The 24955-nt window shown below is 74.0% G+C and carries 19 protein-coding genes and 1 pseudogene; 8 read left to right on the forward strand and 12 right to left on the reverse strand.

Features of this window, described 5'->3' with window-relative positions:
* The first annotated feature begins 79 nt into the window (after positions 1 to 79).
* Entirely contained in the window at positions 80 to 1075 is a 996-nt protein-coding gene (locus B5557_RS35425; RefSeq protein WP_079663304.1) for an NADP-dependent oxidoreductase, read from the forward strand.
* Positions 1076 to 1120: 45 nt separating this feature from the next.
* On the opposite strand, the gene B5557_RS35430 is transcribed toward B5557_RS35425, so the two are convergent.
* Genes B5557_RS35430 through B5557_RS35445 form a run of 4 tightly spaced genes read right to left on the reverse strand, consistent with a single transcriptional unit; the run spans position 1121 to position 3317 of the window.
* A complete protein-coding gene (locus B5557_RS35430) occupies positions 1121 to 1456 on the reverse strand; it encodes a DUF202 domain-containing protein (RefSeq protein WP_443031305.1) in 336 nt (111 codons plus the stop codon).
* Positions 1444 to 1836, reverse strand: a complete 393-nt coding sequence (locus B5557_RS35435) for a YidH family protein (RefSeq protein ID WP_079663306.1) — start codon at positions 1834 to 1836, stop codon at positions 1444 to 1446. The genes B5557_RS35430 and B5557_RS35435 overlap by 13 nt, the downstream gene beginning before the upstream one ends.
* Positions 1837 to 1866: 30 nt before the next feature.
* The gene (locus tag B5557_RS35440) at positions 1867 to 2382 is read right to left on the reverse strand and encodes an NUDIX hydrolase (protein ID WP_079663307.1); all 516 of its coding nucleotides are present in this window, start codon (positions 2380 to 2382) and stop codon (positions 1867 to 1869) included.
* 41 nt (positions 2383 to 2423) lie between these two features.
* Positions 2424 to 3317, reverse strand: a complete 894-nt coding sequence (locus B5557_RS35445; protein ID WP_079665177.1) for a DMT family transporter — start codon at positions 3315 to 3317, stop codon at positions 2424 to 2426.
* A gap of 476 nt (positions 3318 to 3793) precedes the next feature.
* On the opposite strand from B5557_RS35445, the gene B5557_RS35450 reads away from it, so the two are divergent.
* From B5557_RS35450 to B5557_RS35460, 3 genes are all read left to right on the forward strand, one after another.
* On the forward strand, positions 3794 to 4714 hold the full coding sequence (locus B5557_RS35450) for a hypothetical protein (RefSeq protein ID WP_079663308.1): 921 nt from the start codon (positions 3794 to 3796) through the stop codon (positions 4712 to 4714).
* A gap of 85 nt (positions 4715 to 4799) precedes the next feature.
* Complete coding sequence (locus tag B5557_RS35455) at positions 4800 to 5579, forward strand: molybdopterin-dependent oxidoreductase (protein ID WP_079663309.1); 780 nt, start codon at positions 4800 to 4802, stop codon at positions 5577 to 5579.
* A complete protein-coding gene (locus B5557_RS35460) occupies positions 5563 to 6186 on the forward strand; it encodes a cytochrome b/b6 domain-containing protein (protein WP_079663310.1) in 624 nt (207 codons plus the stop codon). Before B5557_RS35455 ends, B5557_RS35460 begins: the two co-directional genes overlap by 17 nt.
* Positions 6187 to 6270: 84 nt before the next feature.
* Here B5557_RS35460 and B5557_RS35465 read toward each other — a convergent pair whose 3' ends face one another.
* From B5557_RS35465 to B5557_RS35480, 4 genes are all read right to left on the reverse strand, one after another.
* Positions 6271 to 7293 (reverse strand): L-idonate 5-dehydrogenase, encoded by a 1023-nt coding sequence (locus tag B5557_RS35465; protein ID WP_079663311.1) that lies wholly within the window; start codon positions 7291 to 7293, stop codon positions 6271 to 6273.
* 15 nt (positions 7294 to 7308) lie between these two features.
* Positions 7309 to 8073, reverse strand: a complete 765-nt coding sequence (locus tag B5557_RS35470; RefSeq protein ID WP_099937656.1) for a glucose 1-dehydrogenase — start codon at positions 8071 to 8073, stop codon at positions 7309 to 7311.
* Positions 8074 to 8080: 7 nt separating this feature from the next.
* On the reverse strand, positions 8081 to 9478 hold the full coding sequence (locus tag B5557_RS35475) for a GntP family permease (RefSeq protein WP_079663313.1): 1398 nt from the start codon (positions 9476 to 9478) through the stop codon (positions 8081 to 8083).
* Between the two features lie 82 nt (positions 9479 to 9560).
* Entirely contained in the window at positions 9561 to 10082 is a 522-nt protein-coding gene (locus B5557_RS35480; RefSeq protein WP_079663314.1) for a gluconokinase, read from the reverse strand.
* 141 nt (positions 10083 to 10223) lie between these two features.
* Between B5557_RS35480 and B5557_RS35485 the strand changes: the two genes are divergently transcribed.
* A complete protein-coding gene (locus B5557_RS35485) occupies positions 10224 to 10925 on the forward strand; it encodes a FadR/GntR family transcriptional regulator (protein WP_079663315.1) in 702 nt (233 codons plus the stop codon).
* 21 nt (positions 10926 to 10946) lie between these two features.
* Here the strand turns inward: B5557_RS35485 and B5557_RS35490 are convergent, their stop codons facing one another.
* The 4 genes and pseudogenes from B5557_RS35490 to B5557_RS35505 form a co-directional block, all read right to left on the reverse strand.
* Positions 10947 to 11375 carry a YchJ family protein gene (locus tag B5557_RS35490; RefSeq protein ID WP_443031306.1) on the reverse strand — a complete coding sequence of 143 codons (429 nt, stop codon included), beginning with the start codon at positions 11373 to 11375 and terminating at the stop codon, positions 10947 to 10949.
* Between the two features lie 104 nt (positions 11376 to 11479).
* Positions 11480 to 11749, reverse strand: a pseudogene (locus B5557_RS45470) (VOC family protein); the annotation flags it as partial.
* A 206-nt stretch (positions 11750 to 11955) separates the two neighbouring features.
* Positions 11956 to 13308: a M1 family metallopeptidase gene (locus B5557_RS35500; RefSeq protein WP_079663317.1), complete on the reverse strand. Its 1353-nt coding sequence runs from the start codon at positions 13306 to 13308 to the stop codon at positions 11956 to 11958.
* A gap of 77 nt (positions 13309 to 13385) precedes the next feature.
* The gene (locus B5557_RS35505) at positions 13386 to 17252 is read right to left on the reverse strand and encodes a Pls/PosA family non-ribosomal peptide synthetase (RefSeq protein ID WP_079663318.1); all 3867 of its coding nucleotides are present in this window, start codon (positions 17250 to 17252) and stop codon (positions 13386 to 13388) included.
* 655 nt (positions 17253 to 17907) lie between these two features.
* Between B5557_RS35505 and B5557_RS35510 the strand changes: the two genes are divergently transcribed.
* The 3 genes from B5557_RS35510 to B5557_RS35520 all read left to right on the forward strand — a co-directional run bounded on the left by B5557_RS35510 (position 17908) and on the right by B5557_RS35520 (position 24738).
* The gene (locus B5557_RS35510) at positions 17908 to 21036 is read left to right on the forward strand and encodes a hypothetical protein (protein WP_079663319.1); all 3129 of its coding nucleotides are present in this window, start codon (positions 17908 to 17910) and stop codon (positions 21034 to 21036) included.
* On the forward strand, positions 21033 to 22139 hold the full coding sequence (locus B5557_RS35515) for a hypothetical protein (RefSeq protein ID WP_079663320.1): 1107 nt from the start codon (positions 21033 to 21035) through the stop codon (positions 22137 to 22139). Before B5557_RS35510 ends, B5557_RS35515 begins: the two co-directional genes overlap by 4 nt.
* A 241-nt stretch (positions 22140 to 22380) precedes the next feature.
* Entirely contained in the window at positions 22381 to 24738 is a 2358-nt protein-coding gene (locus B5557_RS35520; protein ID WP_143688267.1) for a vWA domain-containing protein, read from the forward strand.
* Positions 24739 to 24955 lie beyond the last annotated feature (217 nt).

A 24955-nucleotide genomic window follows, 5' to 3' on the forward strand; every position in this document is an offset into this window, starting at 1 on the left:
TATGGAGTCCAGTGGTGGCACCCAACATATCGGGTGATCCGGCTTGCGCGGCGCGTCGGTACCCCGGAGGGTCGGACCCATGAAGGCCATCAGCTACGCCCGCTACGGCGGCCCCGAGACGCTTGAGTACGGGGACGTCCCCGACCCCAGGGTCGGCCCCGACGCGGTGCTGGTGAAGGTCCGGGCGGCGGCCGTGAACCCCGTCGACTGGAAGTGCCGCGAGGGGTATCTGGACCCGATCCTGGACGCCGTGTTCCCGGTGGTGCCCGGCTGGGACGTTTCCGGGGTCGTCGTCCAGCCCGGGGTGTCCGTCACGGAGTACGCGGTCGGTGACGAGGTCATCGGCTACGTCCGTGAGGACTTCCTCTCCCGGGGCACCTTCGCTGAGTACGTCGCCGCCCCCGTGCGCACCCTCGCCCGCAAGCCGCGCAACCTCACCTGGGAGGAGGCCGCGGGCCTGCCGCTGGCCGGGCTCACCGCCTACCAGGCGCTGACCCGGGCCCTGCAGGTGAAACGGGGCGAGACCGTGCTCGTGCACGCGGCCGCGGGCGGCGTCGGCTCCATCGCCGTGCAGCTCGCGCGGCATCTGGGCGCCCGGGTGATCGGCACGGCGAGCGAGGCCAACCACGCCTTCGTGCGCTCGCTGGGCGGCGAGCCCGTGACCTACGGCGCGGGACTGTCCGAACGGGTGCGCGGGCTGGCCCCCGAGGGCGTGGACGCGGCCTTCGACACTGTCGGCGGCGACACCCTGAAGGTCTCCGCCAACCTGCTGGCCCCGGAAGGGCGCCTGGTGTCGATCGTCGACGGGGAGGTCCTCGCCTACGGTGGCCGGTACTACTGGGGGCGGCCCGACGCCGAGGACCTCACCCGGCTGGCGGAACTGGCCGAACAGGGCGTGGTGTCCGTGCACGTCCGCGAGACCTTCCCGCTGGAGCGCGCGGCCGACGCCCACCGGCTGAGCCAGGAGGGCCACACCCGGGGCAAGATCGTGGTCACTGTGGACTGGGACGCGGAAGACGCCGGCGCAGGTGCCGAGGCAGGCGCAGGTGCCGAGGCAGGGGCAGGCGCCGGGTAGTGGGCAGACGCCGGGTAGTGACGAGCGCCAGGCAGGGGACGGGGTTCAGAGCACCAGCGCCACGGCGCACACCGCCGTGGCCACCGCGCACAGCGCCGCCGCCGTGGCGTGCCGAGGGGTGAGGGCCGCCGGGCTCGACGTGGCGGCCAGGGCGTGGATCCTGCGGTGGGCGAGCAGCAGGAAGGCCAGCCACAGACCGCAGGCCAGCGCTCCGGCGAGGATCCCGGGCACCGACGCGCCGTCGTGCAGCGCGGCCTTCAGCGCGAGCACGGCGGCCACGGTGCTCGCGAGCGTCGTCCGCCGCCAGGCGAGCCGGGTTCGCTCGGGCTGCAGCCCGGGGTCGCGCACCGCAGGCAGGACCTCGCCGCTCACCCCTCCCACCCCACCAACACCACCACGACCATCGCCACGGCCACCACCGCGACCAGCACGCCCAGCAGCGCCGGGAAGCGGGAGGCGGGCAGGTCCTCGCCCCGGCGCATCGCCCGCTCGCAGCGCATCCAGTGGTTCACCGCACGCAGGGAGCACGCCACGCCCGCCGCCAACAGCGCGAGCGCCAGCCCGACCCGCCAGCCCCAGCGCAGGTCCGGCAGGAACTGGTCCACCGCGAAGCCCCCGCCGATCAGCGCGAGCGCGGTGCGCAGCCAGGCCAGGAACGTGCGCTCGTTCGCCAGCGAGAACCGGTAGTCGGGCGTGCTGCCCTCCTCCCGGATCTGCTCGGGCGCGAACCACAACCGGACGTTCTGTACGAACTCGATCACCCGCAGGACCCTACCCGGCGCCCGCCCGGCTCAGCGCCCCGCACGAGACTCCCGGAGCCGCCGGTACGCCGCGAGCCCGTCCGGCACCCACTCCCACCCGGACAGACGCCGTTCGACCTCCTCCTCGGGCAGGAAGTCGTGCCAGGCCACCTCATCCGCCTGCGGGTTCACCGGCAGGTCGCAGCGGACCTGGTACACGGCCGACCACCAGCTCCCGGCGGCGCCGTCCTCGTAGAGGAACGTGAAGAGGAACTCCGGGCGCGGCAGGCCGGTGACGCCCAGCTCCTCCTCGGCCTCCCGCAGGGCGGCGTCGTCGTAGCTCTCGCCCGCGCCGACCACCCCGCCGACGAACATGTCGTACAGGGAGGGGAAGACCAGCTTCGTCGGGGTGCGGCGGTGCACGAAGATCCGGCCCTCGGCGTCCCTGGCCTGGATGAACACACAGCGGTGGCGCAGCCCCTCGGCGTACGCCTGCCCGCGCGGGGCCTGTCCGACGACGCGGTCGTGTTCGTCGACGATGTCGAGGATCTCGTCAGCAGCGCTCATGGACCCATCCAAGCAGCCGCCCCAGGGTCACGGGGGCCGGGCTACTGCGCCTGGAAGTCGGGCACCTGCTCGCGCGGCGCCGTGCCGCGCGGCATCGCCGGGTGCAGCCCGAGGAGCACGATGCCCGCGACGATCGCCGCCAGGCCCGCCGCCTCCCAGGCCAGCGCGCCGGTGTCGGTGTGCAGCCGGTCGCCGAGGAAGCCGACCCCGCAGACGATCCCGGCGAGCGGCTGGGCCGCGGTCAGCGCGGGCAGCGACATCCGCAGGGGCGCCGTCTCGAAGGCGCTCTGCACCAGCACCAGCCCGGTCACGCCGAGGGCGAGCACCGCGTACGGCTGCCAGCTCGTCAGCAGCTCGGCGAGGCCGTCGGCGGAGAAACGCTGGCCGCTGACCCGGGTCAGCGCGTCCTGGACGCCGTACAGCAGGCCGGCCGCGAGGGACAGCAGCACCGGGCCCGCGCTCAGCCGGGAGCGCTTGGCGTACGTGGTCAGCAGCAGGGCCGTTCCGATCATCACGCCGATGATCAGCCAGTGCCGCAGCGGATCCGTGACGGCGTTGCCGCCGCGCGGTTCGCCCGCCACGATGAAGGTGGTCACCCCGCCCGCGAGCAGGGCGAGGCCCGCCCAGCCCTGACGGCCCAGCGACTGCTTCGTCTGGTGGCGGGAGAGCGCGAGGGCGAAGAGCAGGTTCGTCGCGAGCAGCGGTTCCACCAGGGAGATCTCGCCCTGGCCGAGCGCGATCGCGCCCAGCACCATGCCGGCCACCATCAGGCCGATGCCGCCCAGCCAGCGCGGCACCTTCATGAGGTCGAGCAGCAGCCGCGGTGAGAGGAAGTCGCCGAGCGGCGCCTTCTGTGCGGCGTTCTGCTGGAGCACGAACCCGAAGCCCAGGCAGCAGGCGGCGCTCACGGCGAGTACCAGAACCAGAACCGACACGCTGCGTACCTCGATCATCCGGTCGGACCACGGACGGGGTGCGTAGGGGCCGACTGTAGCGTCCCGGCGCCCTCGGTGCCCCTGGGAGTGCCCAGAACTCTGCTCCGGGGGATCCGGAAGCCTGGTTCCGGGAGTACCCGGAACCGGGCGGTTGACTCGGCCGCGGGCACTCGGGGACAGGGCCGGGGGTGCGCGGCGGCCGTACGACCATGGTGTGCGCTACGGCCGTGCCACGCCATGGCGTACGCCACACCGCAACCGTCGCCCCTCGGCCGCGGCGGGTCCCACCCTGGGCCGTGGGCGGGTCCCACCTGGCGCGGAGAATCCTCAAGTTCCCTGCATTCACCGGCAGTTGACACCTGTCACAGATCTCCGGCGCTTGACGGTAAGCGCTGGCTATGGATTGGCTGTGAGTGATCGGCCGCTCGTGGGCCGACGCCAGAGCCGCCGCCGAGGAAACACGAGGAAGTCCCGCGGTGCCCCTACCGACCTCCGACCCGGCCCTCGACGACACCCGACTCGGCGCCGCCCGCACCGCGTTGGCCCAGGGCCGCAGACAGCCCGCCCGCTCCCTGCTCGCCCGCACCGGCGACGACTGGGACCGCCGCGCCCATCGGGTCGTCGTCCTCGCCCTCGAACCGTATGCGGCCGCCTGGGCCCAGGAGTGGATGCTCGACGAACCCGAATGCGCCGACGCCGCCGTCCTGCTCGCCCTGGCCCGGGTCACCCGGGCGCTGCGCGGCAAGGAGGACGCAGCCGCCGCCCGGGTGGCCTGCCACCAGGCCGCCGCGCTCGCGCCCGCCGACCCCACCCCCTGGCTCGGCCTGCTCCGTCTGGAGCGCGACGCCGGGCCGCGGGCCGTCCGGATCTTCGAGGAGGTCCGCTCCCGGCACCGCGACCACCACCACGCCCATCACCTGATGGTCGCCCGGTTCGCCGAGCGCCGCGCGGACGGCGGCCCGGACCCGCTGCACGAGGTCTACGACTTCGCCGCCTGGGCAGCCGAGCAGGCGCCCGCCGACTCCCCGCTGGCCATCCTCCCGGTCGTCGCCCACGCCGAGCGCTACCGCGTCCTGGCCGCGCACGGCTTCGCGCCCGCCGACCCCGCCGCCTCGGGGCACTGGCGGGACGGCTGGGCCCGGGACGTGATGAAGGCCGCCTTCGACTGGTGGCTGGAGTGGGAGCACGACGGCCGGGAGCACGACGGCCACCCCCGCCATCTGATCGACCTGAACTTCCTCGCCCACGCCAAGGTCTGCGAGGGCAGCGGCGCCGAGGCCGCCGCCCTCTTCCACCGCATCGGACGGCACGCCACCCCCGAGCCCTGGTCCTACCCGCAGCGCGACCCGTACGCGGCCTTCCACGCGGCCCGCGCCGCCGCCGTCCGGGGCATCTGAGAGCCCGGTAAGAAGTGATGACGGAATTCTGACGGCCACCCTGGATCCCTGGCCCCGCGGGGCCCCCGAGTGCTCGAATGGAAAGGTGAACCCCGAACCATCCGGACCGGCCGAGCGCGCCGTACCGCCCGAGCCGTCCGGAGCCCCCGACACGCCCCGCGAGCGAGGCGCCCCCGTCGGCCGCCGCGTCTTCCTCGGCACCCTCGCCCTCGGCGCCGTGGGGGTCATCGCCGCGCCCCCGCTCCAGCGCGGCCTGGAGGCCTTCCTCGGCAGCGCCGCAGACAAGGACCCCACCGGTCTCACCGGCCTCCTCCCCAACGGCGGCGGCTTCCGCTACTACTCGGTGACCTCCTCCGTCCCGCACAAGAACGCCACCGACTACCGGCTCACCGTCGACGGCCTGGTCGACCGCCCCACCTCCTACACCCTGGCCGACCTCAAGGCCCTGCCGCAGACCCGGATGGTCAAGGACGTCCAGTGCGTCACCGGCTGGCGGGTCCCCGGCACCCCCTTCGAGGGCGTCCGGCTCTCCACCCTCCTCGACGCGGCCGGTGTGCAGGCCACCGCCGGCGCGATCCGCTTCACCTGCTTCGACGGCGCCTACACCGAGAGCCTCACCCTGGCCCAGGCCCGCCGAGCCGACGTCCTCGTCGCGCTGCGCATGCAGGACAAGGACCTCGGCCACGACCACGGCGGCCCCGTCCGTCTCTACGTCGCACCCATGTACTTCTACAAGTCCGCCAAATGGCTCTCCGGCATCACCGTCACCGAGAAGGTGAAGCCCGGCTACTGGGAGAACCGCGGCTACGACGTCGACGCCTGGGTCGGCCGGTCGAACGGACGGGACGATGAGCCTACGAGCTGAGGCGCCGCCCGCCGCCCCGAACGTCCGCCGCTTCACCCGCGCCGAGCGATGGGTGCACCGCACCACGGCCCTGCTGATGGGCGTGTGCGTGGTGACGGCCGCCTTCCTGTACATCCCCGAGTTCGCCCAGCTCGTGGGCCGCCGCGAGCTGGTGGTCCGCGTCCACGAGTGGGCGGGCCTCGCCCTGCCCGTGCCCGTCCTGGCGGGCCTCGCCTCCCGCGCCTTCCGCGCCGACCTCGGACACCTCAACCGCTTCGGCCCGCACGACCGCCGCTGGCTGAGCGCGGTCCTGCGCAGGGACAAACGGCGTGAGTCACGTCCGGCGGCCAAGTTCAACGCCGGGCAGAAGATCTACGCGGCCTGGATCGCCGGGGCGACCCTCGTGATGCTCGGCACGGGCCTGCTCATGTGGTTCACCCATCTCACCCCGATCATGTGGCGCACCAGCGCGACCTTCGTTCACGACTGGCTGGCCCTGACCATCGGCGTCGTCCTGGGCGGCCACATCGGCATGGCCCTGGGCGACCCGGAGGCCCGCCGTGGCATGCGCACCGGCTCGGTGAGCCGCACCTGGGCCGAACGGGAGCACCGCCTGTGGCGCCCGTAGGGCGAACCACGCCCTGGCCGACACTCCTCACGAGGAAGACATTCTCGACTCCCTCGTGGGTCGGCCCCGCACGCGAGGTGACACTCAGCCGCCGAAGTCCAGCAGCACCTTGCAGGAGCGGCCCCGGTCGGCGGCCAGCGCGAACGCCGACTCCGCCTGCCATACCGGTACGACCGCGCTGACCAACCCGTCGAAGGCGGGCTCCGCCGCCAGCAGGGCCAGCGCGTCGTCGAACTCGGTGTCGAAGCGGAACGCCCCACGCAGCTCGATCTCCCGGCTGACCACCAGGTTCCCCGCGAACGGGCTCTGTCCCGGCGGCAGCATGCCCAGCTGCACCACGACCCCGCCGCGCCGCACCAGCCGCAGGCAGGTGTCGAGCCCGGCGGCCACCCCGGACGCCTCGACGGCCACCGCCACCTCCGCCGGCCACCCGGGATCCCCCGGATCGTCGGCCCGTACGACGGTGTCGGCGCCGGCGGTCCGCGCGTACCCGAGGGCGGCGGGCAGCAGGTCGGTCACGGTCACCCGGGCCGCGCCGGCCGCCTTCGCCGCCGCGACCACCAGACAGCCGATGGGGCCCGCGCCGGTGACCAGGACGTGCCGGCCGGCCACCGGCCCGGCCCGCCGCACCGCGTGCAGTGCCACCGAAAGCGGCTCGGCGAGCGCGGCCCGCCGCGCATCCAGCCCCGGCGGCAGGGCTCGCACCTGTTCGGCGGGGACGACGATCTCCGCCGCGAAACCGCCCTGGACGTGCGGCGTCCGGGCCGCACTGCCGAGATAGCGGGTGTCGCGGCAGACGTTGCGCCGCCCGTCCGCACACTCCGGGCACACCCCGCACGGAGTGGCGGGGTGCACGGCGACGGCCGTACCGGGAGGGGGACCTGACGGCCCCTTAGAGGTGAGGACCGTGCCCACCACCTCGTGCCCCAGCACCATCGGCTCCTTCAGCCGGAAGTCGCCGACCCCGCCGTGCCGCCAGTAGTGCAGGTCGGAGCCGCAGACCCCGCCGTAGCGGACGGCGACGAGCACCTCGCCCGGGCCGGGCACCGGTGACGCCAACTCCTCGACGCGCAGGTCGCCCTGACCGTGGATCACACAACCCAGCATCCGTCTCACGCCCCTTCAGAGCACACTCGTCATACCGCCGTCCACGTACAGCACCTGCCCGCTGACGAAGTCCGCCGCGGGGGAGACGAGGAACAGCACCCCGCCCACCAGGTCCTCGGTGCGGCCCCACCGTCCGGCCGGGGTGCGGCGCCGCACCCAGGCGCTGAACTCCTCGTCCTGGACGAGGGGTTGGGTCAGCTCCGTCTCGATGTAGCCGGGGCCGAGACCGTTGACCTGGACGCCGTGCGGCCCCCAGTCGGCGCACATGCCCTTGGTGAGCATCTTCAGCGCGCCCTTGGTGGCCGCGTAGGGCGCGATGCCGGGGCGGGCCACCTCGCTCTGCAGCGAGCAGATGTTGACGATCTTGCCGTGGCCGCGCTCCGTCATCCGGCGGGCCGCTTCCCGGCCGACCAGGAACGCGCTGGTGAGGTTGGTGTTCAGGATCCGGTGCCAGTCGGAGTCGGTGAACTCCAGGAGCGGGGCGCGCAGTTGCATGCCCGCGTTGTTGACCAGGATGTCGAGCGGGCCGACCCGGTCCTCGACGTCCGCCATTCCGGCGGCCACCGACGGCCCGTCGGTGACGTCGAAGGCGGCCACGTGGACCCGGTCGCCGGGCAGCTCGGCGGCGGCCCGCTCCAGGCGTCCGGCGTCGCGTCCGTTGAGGACCACCGTGCAGCCGGCCTCCGCCAGGCCCCGGGCCAGCGCGAGGCCGATGCCCCGGCTGGACCCGGTGACCAGGGCGGTCCGGCCGCTGATGTCGAACAGCGGGTGACTCATCACCGTCCCCCTAGACGACGAGGGAGAGGAGCAGGACCAGGCCGCCCGCGACCACGGAGATGATGGTCTCCATGACCGACCAGGTCTTGATGTTCTGGCCGACGCTGAGCCCGAAGTACTCCTTCACCAGCCAGAACCCGGCGTCGTTGACATGGCTGAAGAACAGCGAGCCGGCGCCGATGGCGAGGACGAGCAGGGCCGCGTGCGTCGTCGACATGTCGGCGGCGAGCGGCGCGACCAGGCCGGCCGCGGAGATCGTCGCCACCGTCGCCGAGCCGGTCGCCAGCCGGATCGCCACCGCGATCAGCCAGGCCAGCAGCAGGGCCGGGATCGACCAGTCCTTGGAGATGTCCAGGACCATCTGGCCCACACCGGAGTCGATCAGCGTCTGCTTGAAGCCGCCGCCCGCGCCGACGATCAGCAGAATGCCCGCGATCGGCGCGAGGCCCTTCTCGACGAGCTGCGAGATCCGCTCCTTGCTGAAGCCCGCGGGCCGGCCCAGCGTGAAGATGCCGACCAGGACGGCAGCCAGCAGCGCGATCAGCGGCGAGCCGACGACGTCGAAGACGCGCTGCACGGTGTCCTCTTTGTCGTCCACGACGATGTCGACCAGCGCCTTGGACAGCATCAGCACGACGGGCAGGAGGATCGTGGCGAGCGTGGCTCCGAAGCCGGGCCGCTTCTGAAGGTCCTCCGACGGGCGCTGCGGGAGCATGCGCTCGGGGGCGGGGACGTCCACCCAGCGGGCGGCGACCCGGGAGAACAGCGGACCGGCGATGACGACCGTCGGGATGGCGACGAGCACACCGAGCGCCAGGGTGACGCCCAGGTTGGCGCCGACCGCGTCGATCGCGACCAGCGGGCCGGGGTGCGGCGGCACGAGACCGTGCATCACCGACAGACCGGCCAGCGCCGGGATGCCGATCCGCATCAGCGAGTAGTTGCCGCGCTTGGCGACCATCAGCACGACCGGGATCAGCAGCACCACGCCGACCTCGAAGAACAGCGGCAGACCGATCACCGAGGCGATCAGCACCATCGCCCACGGCATCGAACGCCCGCCGGCCTTGGCGAGGATGGTGTCGACGATCTGGTCGGCGCCGCCGGAGTCCGCGAGCAGCTTGCCGAGGATCGCGCCCAGCGCGATCAGCACGCCCACACCGGCGACCGTGGAGCCGAGCCCGGTGGTGAAGGAGGCGATGGCCTTGTCGAGCGGCGCCCCGGCGAACGCGCCCAGCGCGAGCGAGCCGATGGTCAGCGCCAGGAAGGCGTGAAGCTTGAACTTGGTGATGAGCAGGACGATCACGGCTATGCCCGCCAGGACGGCGATGCCCAGCTGCGCGTGGCCGGCCGAGGTGATGGGCTCGGCGGTGTCCGCTGCCAGCATCTCGACGCTGAGTCTGGTCACGGGGGTTCCCTTGCAGGTACGGGGATGAGGGAGGGGTGTTGCCTGGGGGGTGCGGGGTGGTGCGGGGTGGTGAGGGGGTTGGTTACCGGGGCCGGGCGTCGGGCAGCTCGTCGAGCGCCCTCGCGGCCCGGTCGGTGATCTCCTCGGGCGTGCCGCGGACGTCGACCGCGACGCCGTCCTCGTCCGCCTGGAGGGGCTGGAGCGTGGCGAACTGCGAATCCAGCAGCGCGGTCGGCATGAAGTGACCCTGCCGGTGCGCCATGCGGTCCTCGATCAGCGCGCGGCCGCCCGCCAGGTGCACGAAGACGACCCCGGGGGCGGCGGCCCTGAGCCGGTCGCGGTACGACCGCTTCAGCGCCGAGCAGCTGACCACCCCACCGAGCCCGGCCCGCCCGTCCGCCCAGGCGCCGATGGCGTCGAGCCACGGCCACCGGTCGTCGTCGTCGAGCGGGGTGCCGGCCGACATCTTGGCGATGTTGGCCGGTGGGTGGAAGTCGTCGCCCTCGGCATACGGAACGCCGAGCCGGGCGGCGAGCAGGGGACCGATGGTGGTCTTGCCCGTGCCGGCGACGCCCATCACCACGACGACGTGGGGGGTACGCATCTGTTGCCTCGCTGTCTTCCTCGACACCTGACGTCGTTGGACGCCGACGACACTGAAACCGATTAGGTACGACGAATTCAAGAGGCCGTGACAAATAAGTCTGACTTTTTGGCTCCGTGATCTACCCCGTACTCTGAGTGCATGACCACTCCGGGCCGGGGTCTGCACGGCCAAGTACTCGACGCCCTGGGTCCCGCGATCACCGCGGGCGAATACCCGCCGGGCAGCGTCCTGCGCACCGACGAGCTGGCCCAGCGCTTCGACGTCTCCCGCTCGGTGATGCGCGAGGCGGTCCGCGTCCTGGAGTCCATGCACCTGGTCGAGTCCCGCCGCCGGGTGGGCGTGACGGTGCGGCCCAAGGTCGAGTGGAACGTCTACGACCCGCAGGTCATCCGCTGGCGCCTGGCCGGCGCCGACCGCCCGCACCAGCTGCGCTCGCTCACCGTCCTGCGCTCGGCGATCGAGCCGGTCGCGGCGGGGCTGGCGGCGAAGCACGCCACGGCGGAGCAGTGCGCCGAGCTGACCGAGTGCGCGCTCGGCATGGTGGCGAACTCACGCGGCCACAAGCTGGAGGGCTACCTGGTCCACGACATGGCCTTCCACCGAGTGATCCTGGCCGCCTCCGGCAACGAGATGTTCGCCCGCCTGGGCGACGTCGTCGCGGAGGTCCTGGCCGGCCGCACCCACCACGAGGTCATGTTCGAGGACCCCGACCCGGCCGCCGTCACCCTTCACGTCCAGGTCGCGGAGGCGGTCCGCGAGGGCGACGCGGCCCGCGCGGAGCACCTCACCCGCGAGATCACGGTCGGCGCCCTCCAGGAACTGGACATCCTGGCGCCGTGACACCGCCGTGACAGGGCGCCGTCAGGGCTGTTCGGGGAACTCCCCGTCCACGTACACCCACGCCCCGGCCACCCGCTCGAACCGGCTGCGCTCGTGCAGCGCACCGCCCCGGTAGGACGCCCGGAACTCCACCGTCCCGGTGGTGTGGAACGCGCTCCCGTCGGCCGTGGCGAGGATCTCCAGCCCCGTCCACCGCATCCCCGGATCGAGCTCGAGCCGCTCCGGCCGCGTCCGGGGATGCCAGGTCCGCAGCAGATACCCCGCGTCCCCCTTCACGAACGCGCTGTACCGCGACCGCATGAGGGCCTCGGCGGTCGGCGCGGCTTCGGCGCCCGAGTGGTAGCGGCGGCAGCAGGCCTCGTACGGTCCGCCCAGGCCACAGGGGCAGGCGGTGGGTGCGGCGGAGGCCCGCTGTCGCGGCCGGGCGGTGCGTCGGGACATGGTCGCCATTGTGCCGGTCGAGGCACACCCCGGACCGGGCGGGGGACGGCGGGGCCTGCTGGACCTCGGCTAGGGGCCGGCGCCGGCGCAGGAGGGGGGCGACCTCCTCCAGGCCAGGGCCGGGTGATGATCTCCATGTTGTGGCCGTCCGGGTCGTCGAAGTACGCGCCGCGACCGCCGAACAGGCGGTTGATCTGCCCGGGTTCGGTGTGCCTGGGGTCGGCGTAGTAGGTGACGCCGACCGCTTCCAGCCGGGCGATCATGGTGTCGAACTGCTCGTCGGGCACGAGGAACGCGTAGTGCTGCGACTGGATCGGCTCGTCACGCTTGTCGCAGTAGTCGAGCGTCACGCCGTTGCCGAGGTCGACGGGGAGGAACGGCCCGGTGATCCGCTGGGACGGGTCGCCGCGACGGGCGCCAGGCAGAAGGACTCGGAAACGGGGGCGGGGCTCTTGCCCGCCTCGCGCTCACGCCGAGGCCGGGAACCCCACTCGTGCATGGCCCATGGCCGACCCGGCAGTCACCCGGCCGACTCCAGTGATCACCACGGGCCGCGGCAATGCTGTTCCAGGCCTGGAACAGGCCCGTTCTAGGCCGACTCCGCGCCCCGTGGCGCCGACGGGACCGGCAGCGGCGGCAGCGGCGCCCCGTACACCCACGCGTCGAACAGGTCGTCCAGCGGCTCCGGTGCGAAGCGTGCCGCATGGGCGGTGAACGTCGAGGTCGTCACCGACCCGCCGCGGTGCAGGCCGAGCCAGGCACGCAGCATCCGGAAGAACGCGTCGTCGCCCATCGCGCAGCGCAGCGCGTGCACGGTGAGGCCGCCGCGCTCGTAGAGCCGGTCGTCGAACATCGACTTGCGGCCGGGGTCGGCCAGGCGCAGGTCCTGCGGCAGCGAGGACAGCAACCGGTGGGCGGCGGCGGCGAGTTGCTGCGCGCTGCGCCCGCCCGACCGCTCCGACCACAGCCACTCCGCGTACTTCGCGAACCCCTCGTTCAGCCAGATGTGCCGCCAGTCGGCGATGGACACGCTGTTGCCGAACCACTGGTGTGCCAGCTCGTGCGCCACCAGCCGCTCCGAACCCCGCGCCCCGTCCACGTGGTTGGCGCCGAACAGCGACAACCCCTGTGCTTCGACGGGGACATCGAGTTCCTCCTCCGTCACCACCACCGCGTACTCGTCGAACGGGTAGGGGCCGAAGAGCTGTTGGAAGAGATGCATCATCCCGGGCTGGCGCGCGAAGTCCCGCGAGAACTCCGCCAGCAGGTGCGCCGGAATGTGCCCGTGCTGCGGGACGCCGCCGAGACCCGGATCGCCCAGCAGCACCGTCTGGTACTTGCCGATCGACAGCCCGACGAGATAGCTGGACGTCGGCGCCGCCTGCTCGTACACCCAGGTGGTCGTCGAGGCCTTCGTGGTCCGCGTCAGCAGCCGGCCGCCCGCCACCACCGAGTACGACGACGGCGTCGTGATCGAGATCAGATACGACGCCTTGTCCGCCGGCCGGTCGTTGCACGGGTACCAGGACGGCGCCCCGACGGGCTGGCTAGCCACCAGCGCCCCGTCGCCCAGCTCCTCCCAGCCGATCCCGCCCCAGGGGCTGCTCACTGGCTTCGGGTTGCCCGACCAGTGCACCTCCACCGTGAAGGCCGCCCCGGCGCGGATCGGCTTGGCGGGCCGCACGCGCAGTCTGCCGCCCCGATGCGTGTAGTGCGGCTGCCGCCCGTCCACCCGGACCCGGCCGATCTTGAAGTCGGCCAGATTCAGCTGGAATTCGGCGAGCGGCGACCGCCCGGCTATCGCGTTGATCCGCGCCGTGCCCGACAGCCGGTTCGGCCCGGGCCGGTAGTCCAGCGCGAGCTCGTAGCGGTGCACCCGATACCGGGAGTCACCGTTGTCCGGAAAGTACGGGTCCGGACCAACCGCCTGCTGCACTGCCACTTCCCCGTCCGCTCCCTGACCTGTGCTCGAACCACCCCGTGCCGGCGCACCGCCCGCCGACTCCGGGTGGCCCGTCCTCAGGGACGCCATGCCTCGATCGGATTGCCGAGCCAGCGGGTGTCGTCCGGGACGGACTCCGCGGCCATGACGAGCGACGCGGGACCCAGGGTCGTACGGGCCCCGATCGTGCTGCCGGGCAGCACGATCCCGCCCGGGCCCAGCGTGGCGCCCTCACGGAGAACAACAGTATCCGTCCGCAAGATCCGGTCGTGGAAGAGGTGAGTCTGCAGGACGCACCCGCGGTTGACCGTCGCCCCGTCCTCCAGGGTCACCAGATCCGACTCGGGCAGCCAGTAGCTCTCCACCCACGTGCCGCGGCCGATCCGCGCGCCGAGCCCGCGCAGCCACGCCGTCAGCACCGGCGTGCCCGGCACCGCGCCCGCCAGCCACGGCACGGCCACCACCTCGACGAACGTGTCCGCCAGCTCGTTGCGCCACACGAAGGAGCTCCACAGGGGATGCTCCCCGCTGCGGTGCCGTCCGACGAGCAGCCACTTGGCGACGACCGAGAGCAGCGCGCCCGCCGCCCCCGCCCCGAGCAGCACCAGCCCGGCCAGCAGTGGCGCCCAGACTCCCAGCGCGCACAGCGCCGCCACCGTCAGCACGGCCAGCCCCGCCGAGCAGAACACCGGCACGATCCGGCACAGCTCCACCAGCGCGCGCGCCCACAGCAGCCGCGCGGGCGGCTCGTAGGTCCGGCTCTGGTCGCCGTCGGTCGTGTTCCGCGGCAGCTTCACCGGCGGCAGCCCCAGGTAGGAGCTGCCCTTCTTCGCCTTCTTCGGCGTCGCCGACAGCACCCCCACCAGACCGCCGTCCGGCACGCTGCGCCCCGGCGCGGTCATCCCCGAGTTGCCGAGGAACGCCCGCCGCCCGATCTCCGCGCGCCCGATCCGCAACCAGCCGCCGCCGAGCTCGTACGGCGCGGTCAGCGTGTCGTCGGCCAGGAACGCGCCCTCGCCGACCGTGGTCAGGCTGGGCAGCGCCAGCACGGTCGACACCTCGGCGCCCTTGCCGATCCGCATCCCGAGCAGCCGCAGCCACACCGGCGTGACCAGCCCCGCGTACAGCGGGAAGAGGGTCTCCCGCGAGCGGTCCATGAGCTGCGTGACCGTCCAGGCCTGCCAGCCGACCCTGCTGTGCGTGGGATGCGTGCCCTCGCGCAGACCGAGGCTCAGCAGCCGTACGGCGATCAGCAGCATCACCGAGTACGCCAGCCCGAAGGCGAGCGTGGCCGGCACCAGGGCCAGAGCGGCGCCCCGCAGCGCCTCGCCCAGCCCGTCGCCCGGCGCCACGAACACGCCCGTCACCAGCAGGGCCGCACCCGCCGCCAGCACCGGCAGCGAGGTCAGCGCGAAACCCGTCAGGCCGTACATCACCCGCCAGTACGTGCCCCGCGCGGGCCGCTCCTTGGGCCAGTTGCGCTTGGCCTTGCCGAGCTTCACGGCCGGGGCGCCCGCCCAGCGCTGGCCGGTCGGGATCTGGCCGGTGACCGCCGAACCGGGGGCCACCTCCGCGCGCTTGCCGACACGGGCGCCCGGGAACAGCATGCTGCGCGTGCCGACCACGGCGTGCGCACCCACCTTGACCTGGCCGATCTCCAGCCGGTCACCGTCCAGCCAGTGGCCGGACAGGTCCACCTCGGACTCCACGGCCGCGCCCCGGCCCAGCTTCAGCAGGCCGGTGACCGGCGGCAGCGAGTGCAGGTCCACGTCCGGACCGACCTTGGCGCCCAGCGCCCGCGCGTACCGCTCCAGCCAGGACCCGGTCAGCGAGGTCGCCCCGCTGAACTCGGCCAGCCGCTCCGCCGTCCACAGCCGCAGATGCACACTGCCGCCGCGCGGATAGCGGCCCGGCTGCACACCGCGCAGCAGCAGCCGCGCACCGCCCGCGGCGATCGCGAGCCGTCCGGGCGGGCTGAACAGCAGCAGGGCAGCCGACAGGACCAGCCACCAGGGGGCGGTCGGCAGCCAGCCGTACGCGGGCAGCAGATTCCCGACGATCGTCAGCGGCACCGTCCAGCGCAGCCCCAGCAGCGCGAACAGCGGAACGAGCAGCAGGAGCTGCAGGAGCTTGGCGCGCACCGGCACCGGAGCGATGACCCGGGCCGCCCCGTCCTCCTGCGCGGACTCCTCCAGATGCCGGGCCAGCTTGCGCAGCGTGGGCTGCTGGTAGATGTCGAGGACGGCCGCGCTCGGGTAGCGGGTGCGCAGCCGCGTCGTCAGCTGGGCGGCGGCCAGGCTGCTGCCGCCGATCGCGAAGAAGTCGTCCCGGGCGCTGGAGACGGGGATGCCGAGGACTTCCGTCCACTGCTCCGCCAGCCACGCCTCGGTGCCGTAGAGCTGCTCGGCCGGACCGCCCGTCTCCAGGCCCTCCAGGGGCCACGGCAGGGCGTTGCGGTCGACCTTGCCCGAGGTGCGGGTCGGCAGGTCCTGCACGGGCGCGAGGAGCGGCACCAGAGCCGCCGGCAGCTCGGCCCGCAGCCGCTCCACGGCCGCCGCCTGGTCCCAGCCGTCCTGCGTGACGACATAGCCGACGAGGAGCTGGTTGCCGCTGCGCGCGGTCCGCACGGCGGCAGCGGCGCCCGCAACGCCCGGCAGCGCCTGCAGCGCCGCGTCCACCTCGCCCAGCTCGATGCGCCGCCCGCCGAGCTTGATCTGCTCGTCGGCCCGCCCGAGGAAGACGAGCCCCTCGGCGTCGGCGCGCACCAGGTCACCGCTGCGGTACGCCCGCTCCCAGCCCAGCGACCGCAGCGGGGCGTACTTCTCCGCGTCCTTCTCGGCGTCGAGATACCGGGCGAGCCCGACCCCGCCGATCACCAGCTGACCGCTGCCGCCCATCGGCACGGGCTCCCCGGCCTCGTCCACGACGGCCAGCTCCCAGCCCTTCAGCGGCAGCCCGATCCGGATCGGCTCCTCGCCGGACATCAGGGAGGCGCAGGCGACGACGGTCGCCTCGGTCGGGCCGTAGGTGTTCCAGACCTCCCGCCCCTCCGTCACCAGCCGCTGCACCAGCTCGGGCGGGCAGGCCTCGCCGCCGAAGATCAGCAGCCGTACGTCGTTGAGGGTCTCCGGCTCCCAGAGCGCGGCCAGCGTCGGCACGGTGGAGACGACGGTGATCTCCTGCTCGACGAGCCAGGGCCCCAGGTCGGCGCCGCTGCGGACCTGCGAGCGGGGCACGGGCACCAGACAGGCCCCGTACCGCCAGGCCAGCCACATCTCCTCGCAGGAGGCGTCGAAGGCCACCGACAGCCCGGCCATGACCCGGTCGCCGGGGCCGATCGGCTCCTCGGTGAGGAACAGCGCGGCCTCGGCGTCCACGAAAGCGGCGGCGCTGCGGTGACTGACCGCGACGCCCTTCGGCTTCCCCGTGGAGCCCGAGGTGAAGATGATCCACGCGTCGTGCTCGGTGCCCGGCCGGCCGGCGGCCGCGTCAGACGCGCCGTGGACGGCGATCGCGTGCTCCGCCCCGATGACGGCCCGCACGTCCGCCTCGCCGAACACCAGCTCGGCCCGCTCGTCGGGGTCCTCGGCGTCCACCGGGACGTAGGCCGCGCCGACGGCGAGGACGGCCAGGATGGCCACATAGAGGTCGTTGGTGCCCGAGGGGACACGGACGCCCACCCGGTCGCCGAGGCCGACCCCGGCGGCGGCGAGCCGGCGCCGGAGGTTCTCCACCTCGACGGCGAGGGCGCGGTAGGTGAGGGGCGTGGTGCCGTCGTCCAGGGCGAGCTCGTCCGGGTACGAGCGCACGGACGCGTCGAAGATGTCGACAAGTGTGCGCGGAGAGGCGGCGGGGCCGCCCGAGAAACGTGCCCTGTCACCGAGTTGTGCGCGGATTTCGTCGTCGAGCAGGCCGAGAGCACTGCCCTCGTGAATCGCTGCCATCGGGTCCTCGCGTCTCGTTCCCGGAAGCCTCCGGGGCGCCGGCGGGCCCGCAGGTCTGCCTGGGGTTGTCCGGTCCAGCTCCGTAACAAGCCGGAAATTTTAGTACGACGCTAGTGTCAGCGGTTTGCTCCGGCCACTCGAGGAGCCCGTTCGGGGATCGGGGAAAGGTCGGCCGCAACGCTCTGACCTGCGCGATCCATGCGACGGCGAGACTTGCCCCACATGGGCGGGAGGGTGCCCGTTTCGGTCGGAGATCACCGGTTTGGCCGACGGCCGGAAGCACGGCGCGACGCACAGTTTGACGCTCCGTCATCGACAGTGCGTGCGCCCGCTTTTCCGGGGGCGTGAGGTGGTGCGGACGGGGACGGTCCGTGCGCCTGGGGCGCGCGCTCTCCGGAATGCTCCCGCGCGAGCATCGCATTGTGTGAACGGCCGCATCCAGCCCCTCCGGATTCCGGAATGCTGATGTCCATTCACGCAGGACGGGGGCGATGCGGGTGGCGGGCGGGGCTGTCTACCAGTTCTTGACGGGCGCGGACGTGCGCGGCCGAGGCCCAGGGGGCCTGCCCGATGGCGCGAAACCGCGCATGCGCCGAGGGGCGTGGGGCGTGGGTGCTGACGGCGCGTCGGCCAGAACCCGCGACGGAGCGTCCGCGTGAGCGCGGACGGCCACGGCGGGGCGGCGCAGGCGGGCCCGGTGCACGCGGGCGCCATGCACGCGGGCGCCGCGCAGGTCCCACAGCACCAGCCGGCCGAACGGGACCGACTCGGGCCGCCCGGCGCAGAGCGGTACGCCGACCGTGACCGGGCCGACGAGCGTGCCGACGGCGAGAGTGCGCGCGGCGACCGGGACGGCAGCCGCGACGGCCACGACAGCGCACCTGGCGGCCGGGACACCGGGCGGGACGGACGAGGCGACCGGCCCGGCGGGCGTGATGGCCACGACGGGCGCGAGGGGCAGGGGAGCCGTGCTACCGGGCGCGGTGACCGGGGAGAGGGAGCCGGGGGCGTCGAGGGCAGGGACGAGGCCGCCGAGCGGGCGCGGGCCGAGTGGGAGGAGAGGCAGCGGCGGGAGGGGGAGCGCTTCAGGGAGGCCATGCGGGACCCCGTCGCGGCCGACGGCGCGGCCGGTGGGGCCGGTGGCGCCCGGGCCGCCAACCGGTCCCGCTCCGAAGGACGCGCCCGGTTCACCGTCCGGGGCAACGGCAGCGTCTTCGACCGCTCCCGCTTCGGCCACGCGCACTTCGGCGATGTCCATGTGGGCGCGGGCGACCGGGGCTCCGCCGTGCTCGGCGAGGTGCCGGAGGAGGAACTCGCACGGCTCGGCCGGGCCTTTCGCGCCCCCGCGGGCTATCGGGTCCTGAAGGAGGCGCTGCGCGAGCGCAGGGTGCTCGTCGTCGTTGGAGCGCCCGGCACCGGACGCCGGACCACCGCACTGTGCCTGCTGGAGCAGCTGACCGGCGCCGTCCGCAAGGCCGCCCGACCCACCGCCGGAACCAGGCTCACCGTCCCCGCCGAGCCGGACGGCAACACGCGCCCGGACGAGGGCGACGAGGGCGCCGGGGACGCCGTCCTTGCCGGGGCCACCCTTCCCGGCAAGGACACGGACACCGACCTCACCCCCGGCCAGGTGACCCGCCTGGACGTCTCCTCGCTCGGCCACATCCTCCGCGACCCCGCCACCGTCGCCCGAAGCGTGGCGCCCGGCGGCGGCTTCGTCCTGCACCTGCCCGACGCGCCCGGCGACTGGACCCCGCCGAGCGAGGCGCACCTGGACGCCCTGGCCGCGGCCCTGGCCCGGCGGGACGCGTACGCGGTCCTGGTCGCCTCCCCGTCCACCCCCGCCGGCGCCCTGCTGACGGGCCGGCACGCCCTGCGCTGCCCCTCAGTGCCCGCACCGGAGCTGCTGTCCTGGCATCTGGCGCGACGCCTCGCCGACGCCCCGGGGAAACAGGGGAAACAGGGGAAAGAGGGGAAGGAGGGGAAGGAGGCGGACCCGGAGACGCTGGACAGGGGCGAGCGGATCCTGCGCCATCCCCTCCTGCGCCAGGCGCTGGGCATCCCGCTCGACCGCCTCCGTCCCGCCGAGACGGACGCGCTGGCGGCGCTCGTCGTACGGCACCTTCGCGGCGAGCTCACCAGGGCCGAACTCCTGGACCGTTGCGGCGACCTGGCGCGCGCCCAGGTCCAGGCCTGGTTCGCCGACGCCCGCCACCGCCCGACCGTGACGGACGGCGCCGACGAGGGGGCCCGCACCCTGCTGCGGCAGGCCGCCTTCCGGGTGGCCCTGGCGGTCCTGGACGGCGAGGCGTTCAGCGCGGTCGCCGACGCCGCCGACCTGCTGGCCCGAGAGCTGCTGACCGCCCGGACCCCCGGGCAGGAACCCGGACGCCCGGTCTTCGCCGAGGACTGGGACGGCCTTCTCGCCGCCACCCGCGCCGAGTTCGGCGAGAGCGAGGACGAGAGCCTGGCCGGAGTGCCGCTGCCGGTGCGCACCGTCCGCTACCAGGGGGAGGCCTTCGCCGGCGCGGTGCTCGCCGAGGTGTGGCAGAGCCACCATGCGGCCCGCGCGCCGATCGTCCGCTGGCTGCGCGCCCTCGCCGACGACCCCCGGCCCCAGGTCTGGGTCCGCGCCGCCGTCGCGGCCGGTGAACTGAGCACCGCCGACCCCGGATACGGCTTCGTCGAGCTCGTCTCCCCACTCGCCCGCGCGCGCTCCGCCCGCAGGCGGTACGCCGCCGCCACCGCCCTGGACCAGGCCGGACGCCGTGAGCCGTACCGGACGGCGGTCCGAGCCGTCGTGGACGAGTGGGCGCACGCGGACGAGACCGGTCTGCGCTGGACGGCCGCCCTGGCCCTCGGCCACGGCAGGCTCGAGCCCGACACCCGCACCGCGGTGGAACTGCTCGGTCGCCTCGGCGTCAGGGACGAGGGCCGGCACCTCCAGGTCGCCTCCTACGCCCTGGCCCGGCTGGCCGCGGGCAGCCGGGCCGCCGAGACGCTGACGCTGCTGGGCGAATGGGCCGTCGAGGCGGCCGGAGACCGCCGCGAGCTGTCCCTCCTGACCGGCGTACGGCTGTGCATCGCGCCCTGCGACGACTACTGGGAGCCCGAGGGGCCCGGCCCGGATCCCGACCCGCAGGGCGATCGGCGCGACGGAGACCGCGGCGGCGATGTCCAGGGCGACGGCGACGGGCACGGGCACGGCGACCGGGGCGGTGAGCCGGGCGAGGGCGCAACGGCGCCGGTCGACCCGTCCGGGCCGGCCCGCAAGCCCCGCCGGCCGGGCCGGGTGGGAATGGGACCGCCGACGGGCAGGACCGCCGGCGTCCGGTTCCCCGGGCTGCGGCGGACGGTCGCGGGCCGCCCGGCCGTGCCGCGCGCCGACGTCGCGGCCGTGGACGCGGAGCTGGGCCGGCTGCGCGACTGGCCCCTGGCCCTCGCGATCGCCGTCACGGTGCCGGAGGCGGCCGGTCCGCTGGCCGCACTGCTCTGGCGGGTCTTCGACAGCCATCTGTCCGGCGAGCGTGCCCTGGACGGACTGTCGTCCTGGCTGCGCGCGGCGGAGCAGGACGCGGCGACGGCGGCGGGCGGCGAACTGCTGCGTGCGCTCGTGTGGTTCCTCCCGCTCCTCGTCCGCGAGGAGCGGGACTGGCAACGGCTCACCTGGGTCCTGGAGGCGCTGGCCGCCGACCCGGCAGAGCCGATGGACGAACGCTTCGTCGGCCATGTGCTCGACGCGGTGGGGGCAGGCCTGCGTGGCCGAGGAGGGGAGCAGCCGTGACCGACAACGGGCAGCCGGGGACCGACGGTCTGCCGGACATCATCGCCGGGCCCTATCTGCGCGCCCGGGTGTTGCAGGGGAGCGGCAGGTTCCAGCAGACGAGCGCCGAGATCGCCTCGGTCGTCTACTACGACGGCGGCGGGTGCAGCCTGATGACCTCACAGGGCACGCAGATACTCGCGCCCCGGCGCTACTGGGCGCGGCCCGTCAGCGTCTGCGAGATAGCCCGCGGGCGGCACACCACGGTCTTCACCGTCGATCTGCCGGCAGCCGACGGGGCCACCTTCTTCCGCACGAAGGTGACGCTGCGCTGGGAGGTGACGGACTACCAGCGCGTCGCGGAGGTGCGTCTGGCCAGCGTCGAGCGCGACCTGGGACCGGAGATCGTCTCCCGGCTGCGGCAGGTCTCCGGCCGGTTCGCGGTGGAGGACGCGCAGCGGGCCAACCAGGCCATCCTGGCGGAGACCGAGACCGAACGCTGGGCCGGTCTCGGGGCCGATGTGGGCCTGCGCACCCAGCTGTTCGTCGAGGTGGACACCGACGACATGCGCAAGACCCAGGTCGCCGAGGCCCGCAGACAGGCCGCGCAGCACCAGGCGGTGACCGAACGCCTGGCGGACTTCTACCAGGTGACGACCAGTTCGGCGGAGGGCCGCCTCGCCTACCTGATGGCCATGGGCAACAGGGAGGAGGTGGCCGACGTCATCGCCATGATGCGCGAGGACGAGGCCCAGGGGCGCCGCGAGACACAGGAGTTCTTCCTCCGCATGCTCGACCAGGGCCGGATCACCAGCCCCGAGCTGGAGGGGTTCCTGCGGACCAGGGTCCTCGCCTCACTGACCCCGGGCGGTCACCCGCCCCCGGCCGTGCCCGGCCCCTTCGTGCCGCCGCCGAGGGAACTCACGGCGCCGCCGCCGGTACCGCGCGCCCGCCCGGAGCCGCAGGACACCCCGCCGTGGCCGGACCCCGACCGCGAGGCGGACCACCGGCCCGCCCCTGACGGCGGAACGCGGCGCAGGCGGCGTGACGACGACTACTGGAACACGACGCCGGGGTCGCCGGGGGCTCCGGGTTCGCCGGGTTCGCCGGGCCCGCAGGGGTGAGCAACCCGTCCGCGGCACCCTGCGGACGGGGCCGGGATCGGGGTCGAAGTCGGGGTCGAAGTCGGGGTCGAAGTCGGGGTCGAGGTACGGCGGGACACAGTCGAAAGGCGAAGTGGGGAACGTGGGGAACCTGTCCAGCGGTGATGTCCGAAATCTGAGCAAATGTTCGAGAAGTTTTCGTGCCCGTCCCGAGCGTCCTGCGCGCCGCTCCGCCCGCGCCGCGGCCGCGCTGCTGGCCGCGGTGCTGTTGATCGGCGCCGGCGTCCCGGCGTCCGGCGCACCTGGCGCGGCCGGGGCTGCCGGAGCGGCAGGACGGGCCGCCGGGGACGCGTCGGACGCGATCAACCTGGCCGTCGCGGTCGACGAGTCGAACAGCCTGAGCGCCGACGACGTGGACCGCGAGCGGGACGCCGCACAGCGCATCGCGCTCGCCGAGATATCCCCGCGCTCGCGGCTGACGGTGCTCGGCTTCGCCAGCGCCGACAACGACGAGCAGCAGGCCGTCGACGAGGTGTGCCCGCCCACGGCCCTGAACGCGGTGGCCCGCGAGAAGATCGGCGACTGCGTCGGAAAGCTCGACCGGCGTGGCAAGGGCGCGGGCACCGGCACCGACTTCCCGGCCGCGATCCGGCAGGGCATCGCCCGTCTCTCCGAGGAGTCGGTCGCCGGCCCGCGGATCCTCTTCCTGCTCACCGACGGCGTCCTGGACGTCTCGGACAGTCCCGCCTACGGCGCGGACGCCGCCAGCCGCAAGGCCAACGGCGGCCGGGAACTGCGGGCGGCCCTCGCCGAGGCGCGAGCGGCCAAGGTGCAGATCTGGCCGCTCGGCTTCGGCTCGCCCGACCCGGACGCGCTGCGCGCCATGGCCGCCGGCGGCTACCAGGGCGCCTGCGTCGACCTGGCGCAGGCCAGGCCCACGTCCCAGGTCGTCAAGGACTCCACGGCGCTGGGCGAGGCGGTCCAGAAGGCGTTCGCGAGCGCCCGCTGCATGATCTACGAGGCCACCGCCCAGGACACCCCGCCCGCCACCATCAAACTGCGGATCTCGCCACTGGCGACGCTGGCCACCATCGTGGTCTCCAAGGGCGACCCGGCGGTCAGGGTGCGCATCCGCGCCCCCGGCGGCCAGGAGATCGACGGCACCCGCGACGACGGCGTGTCCTCCTACGACCTCACCGGCGCCGAGCAGGAGGTGGAGTCGCTGCGCATGGTCGCCCCGCGCCCCGGCACCTGGACGGTCGACCTGAGCGCGCCCGAGGGACACCGCGACCGGCTCGCCAGCGTGGGCGTGCAGTGGCGCGGCGCGCTGCGCTCGTCGATCGTCATGACGCCCGCGACCCCGCACCCCGGCGAGCAGGCCACCGTCGGCCTCCAGCTCCAGACCTGGAACGGCGAGCCGGTCGCCGACCCTGCCGACCTCGACGTACTGAAGGTCTCGGCCACGCTCGACGGCGCCGGCTTCACCCCCCGGCCCGTCCGGCTCGCCGACGACGGGCGCGGCGAGGACGAGCACGCGGGCGACGGCCGGTTCACCGGCACCGTCACGATCCCGCGGACGGCGACCGACCGCCTCAAGGTGACCGGGGTCCTCACCGCCATCGGGCTCACCGCCGACCACCGGCCCTTCGTGACCGGCGTGGCCGCGGAGAACGCGCAGGTGCAGGCCCATGTCGGTGTCTTCGACGCCACCGTGCACGCGGGCGAGAGCGTGCCGGTGACCCTGAAGGCGTCCGACGACTCCACGAGCGCGCGGATCCTGCACCTCATCCTGGAGGACAGCTCGCGGGGCGACCTCACCGTGACCCCGGCCCGGGTGCGCCTGGACCCGGGGCAGACCCGGACCGTGCGCGCCGAGGTGCGCGTCGGATCCGGCGTACGCCCCGGCCCGGTCTCGGCCAAGATCGTGGTGTACGACACCGGGCAGCCCGCGCGGGTGCTGGACGCCCGGCTGCTGACGCTGCGCGTGACACCGATGCCGAGCTGGCCGGAACAGCACTGGAAACTGCTGCTGACCCTGGGCCTGCTGCTGGTCGCCGCGGCCGCCTGGACCGGCTGGCGGCTGCTGGAGCGCAAGCGCGTCCACAACGTGCGCGGACTGGTCCTCACCCTGCTCGTCCCGGACGAGGACGGCCAGGGCGAACGGCCCGTCAGCACCATCCAGGTGCGCACGGACGGCCCCGAGTACCGCTTCGGCGTGGTCGCGGGCGGCGGCTCCGACCCCCGGCTGGTGCCGGACCGGCAGGGCCGCTTCGCCGTCCGCCGGGACGCCCAGCGCATGGCACGGCTGCGGACCCCCGAGACCACCGGGACCGCGATCGCGTACGGCAGGACGGCGCCGCTCACCGGCGAGCTGCGGCTGAAGGTCGACTCGACCCGCAGCCGCGTCCGGCGCCCCTCGGCCGGCCTGGGCCTGCGCCTGCCGTTCCCCCGGCCCGTCCGTTCCGAACCCGCCGACCGGCCCGCCCGCCCGGCCCGTCCCGCCCGCACGGCCCCCAAGCCGCGCCGGGACGCGCACGGCCAGACCCCCGCACGCGCCGTCCACGACGACACCCCCCGGGTGCCCGCCGCCGGAGCCGACGCCTACGACCCCGATCTGTGACCGGACGGCGGGTCACCCGCTCTTGAGGCCCTTGAGGCCCTTGAGGCCCCGAGGTCCTTGAAGGCCCCGAGGCCGTTGAGGCTTTTCGGGCCTTGGGGTCCTGGGGGCCCTGGCAGCCCCGCCTTCCCGCGCACACCACACCACCGGCCCCGCCCAGGCGGCCGGGAACACAGACACACTGCCGGGCCGTCAACCGCCGCCCGGGCGGAGGGGATCG

It is taken from the genome of Streptomyces sp. 3214.6, assembly GCF_900129855.1.
GTDB lineage: Bacteria > Actinomycetota > Actinomycetes > Streptomycetales > Streptomycetaceae > Streptomyces > Streptomyces soliscabiei.

What these genes read in the sequence shown, in the direction of transcription:
- B5557_RS35425 (WP_079663304.1), top strand. Translation starts at nt 80, where the DNA reads ATGAAGGCCATCAGCTACGCCCGCTACGGCGGCCCCGAGACGCTTGAG.
- B5557_RS35440 (WP_079663307.1), bottom strand. Translation starts at nt 2,382, where the DNA reads ATGAGCGCTGCTGACGAGATCCTCGACATCGTCGACGAACACGACCGC.
- B5557_RS35460 (WP_079663310.1), top strand. Translation starts at nt 5,563, where the DNA reads ATGAGCCTACGAGCTGAGGCGCCGCCCGCCGCCCCGAACGTCCGCCGC.
- B5557_RS35465 (WP_079663311.1), bottom strand. Translation starts at nt 7,293, where the DNA reads ATGCTGGGTTGTGTGATCCACGGTCAGGGCGACCTGCGCGTCGAGGAG.
- B5557_RS35480 (WP_079663314.1), bottom strand. Translation starts at nt 10,082, where the DNA reads ATGCGTACCCCCCACGTCGTCGTGGTGATGGGCGTCGCCGGCACGGGC.
- B5557_RS35485 (WP_079663315.1), top strand. Translation starts at nt 10,224, where the DNA reads ATGACCACTCCGGGCCGGGGTCTGCACGGCCAAGTACTCGACGCCCTG.
- B5557_RS35490 (WP_443031306.1), bottom strand. Translation starts at nt 11,375, where the DNA reads ATGGCGACCATGTCCCGACGCACCGCCCGGCCGCGACAGCGGGCCTCC.
- B5557_RS35505 (WP_079663318.1), bottom strand. Translation starts at nt 17,252, where the DNA reads ATGGCAGCGATTCACGAGGGCAGTGCTCTCGGCCTGCTCGACGACGAA.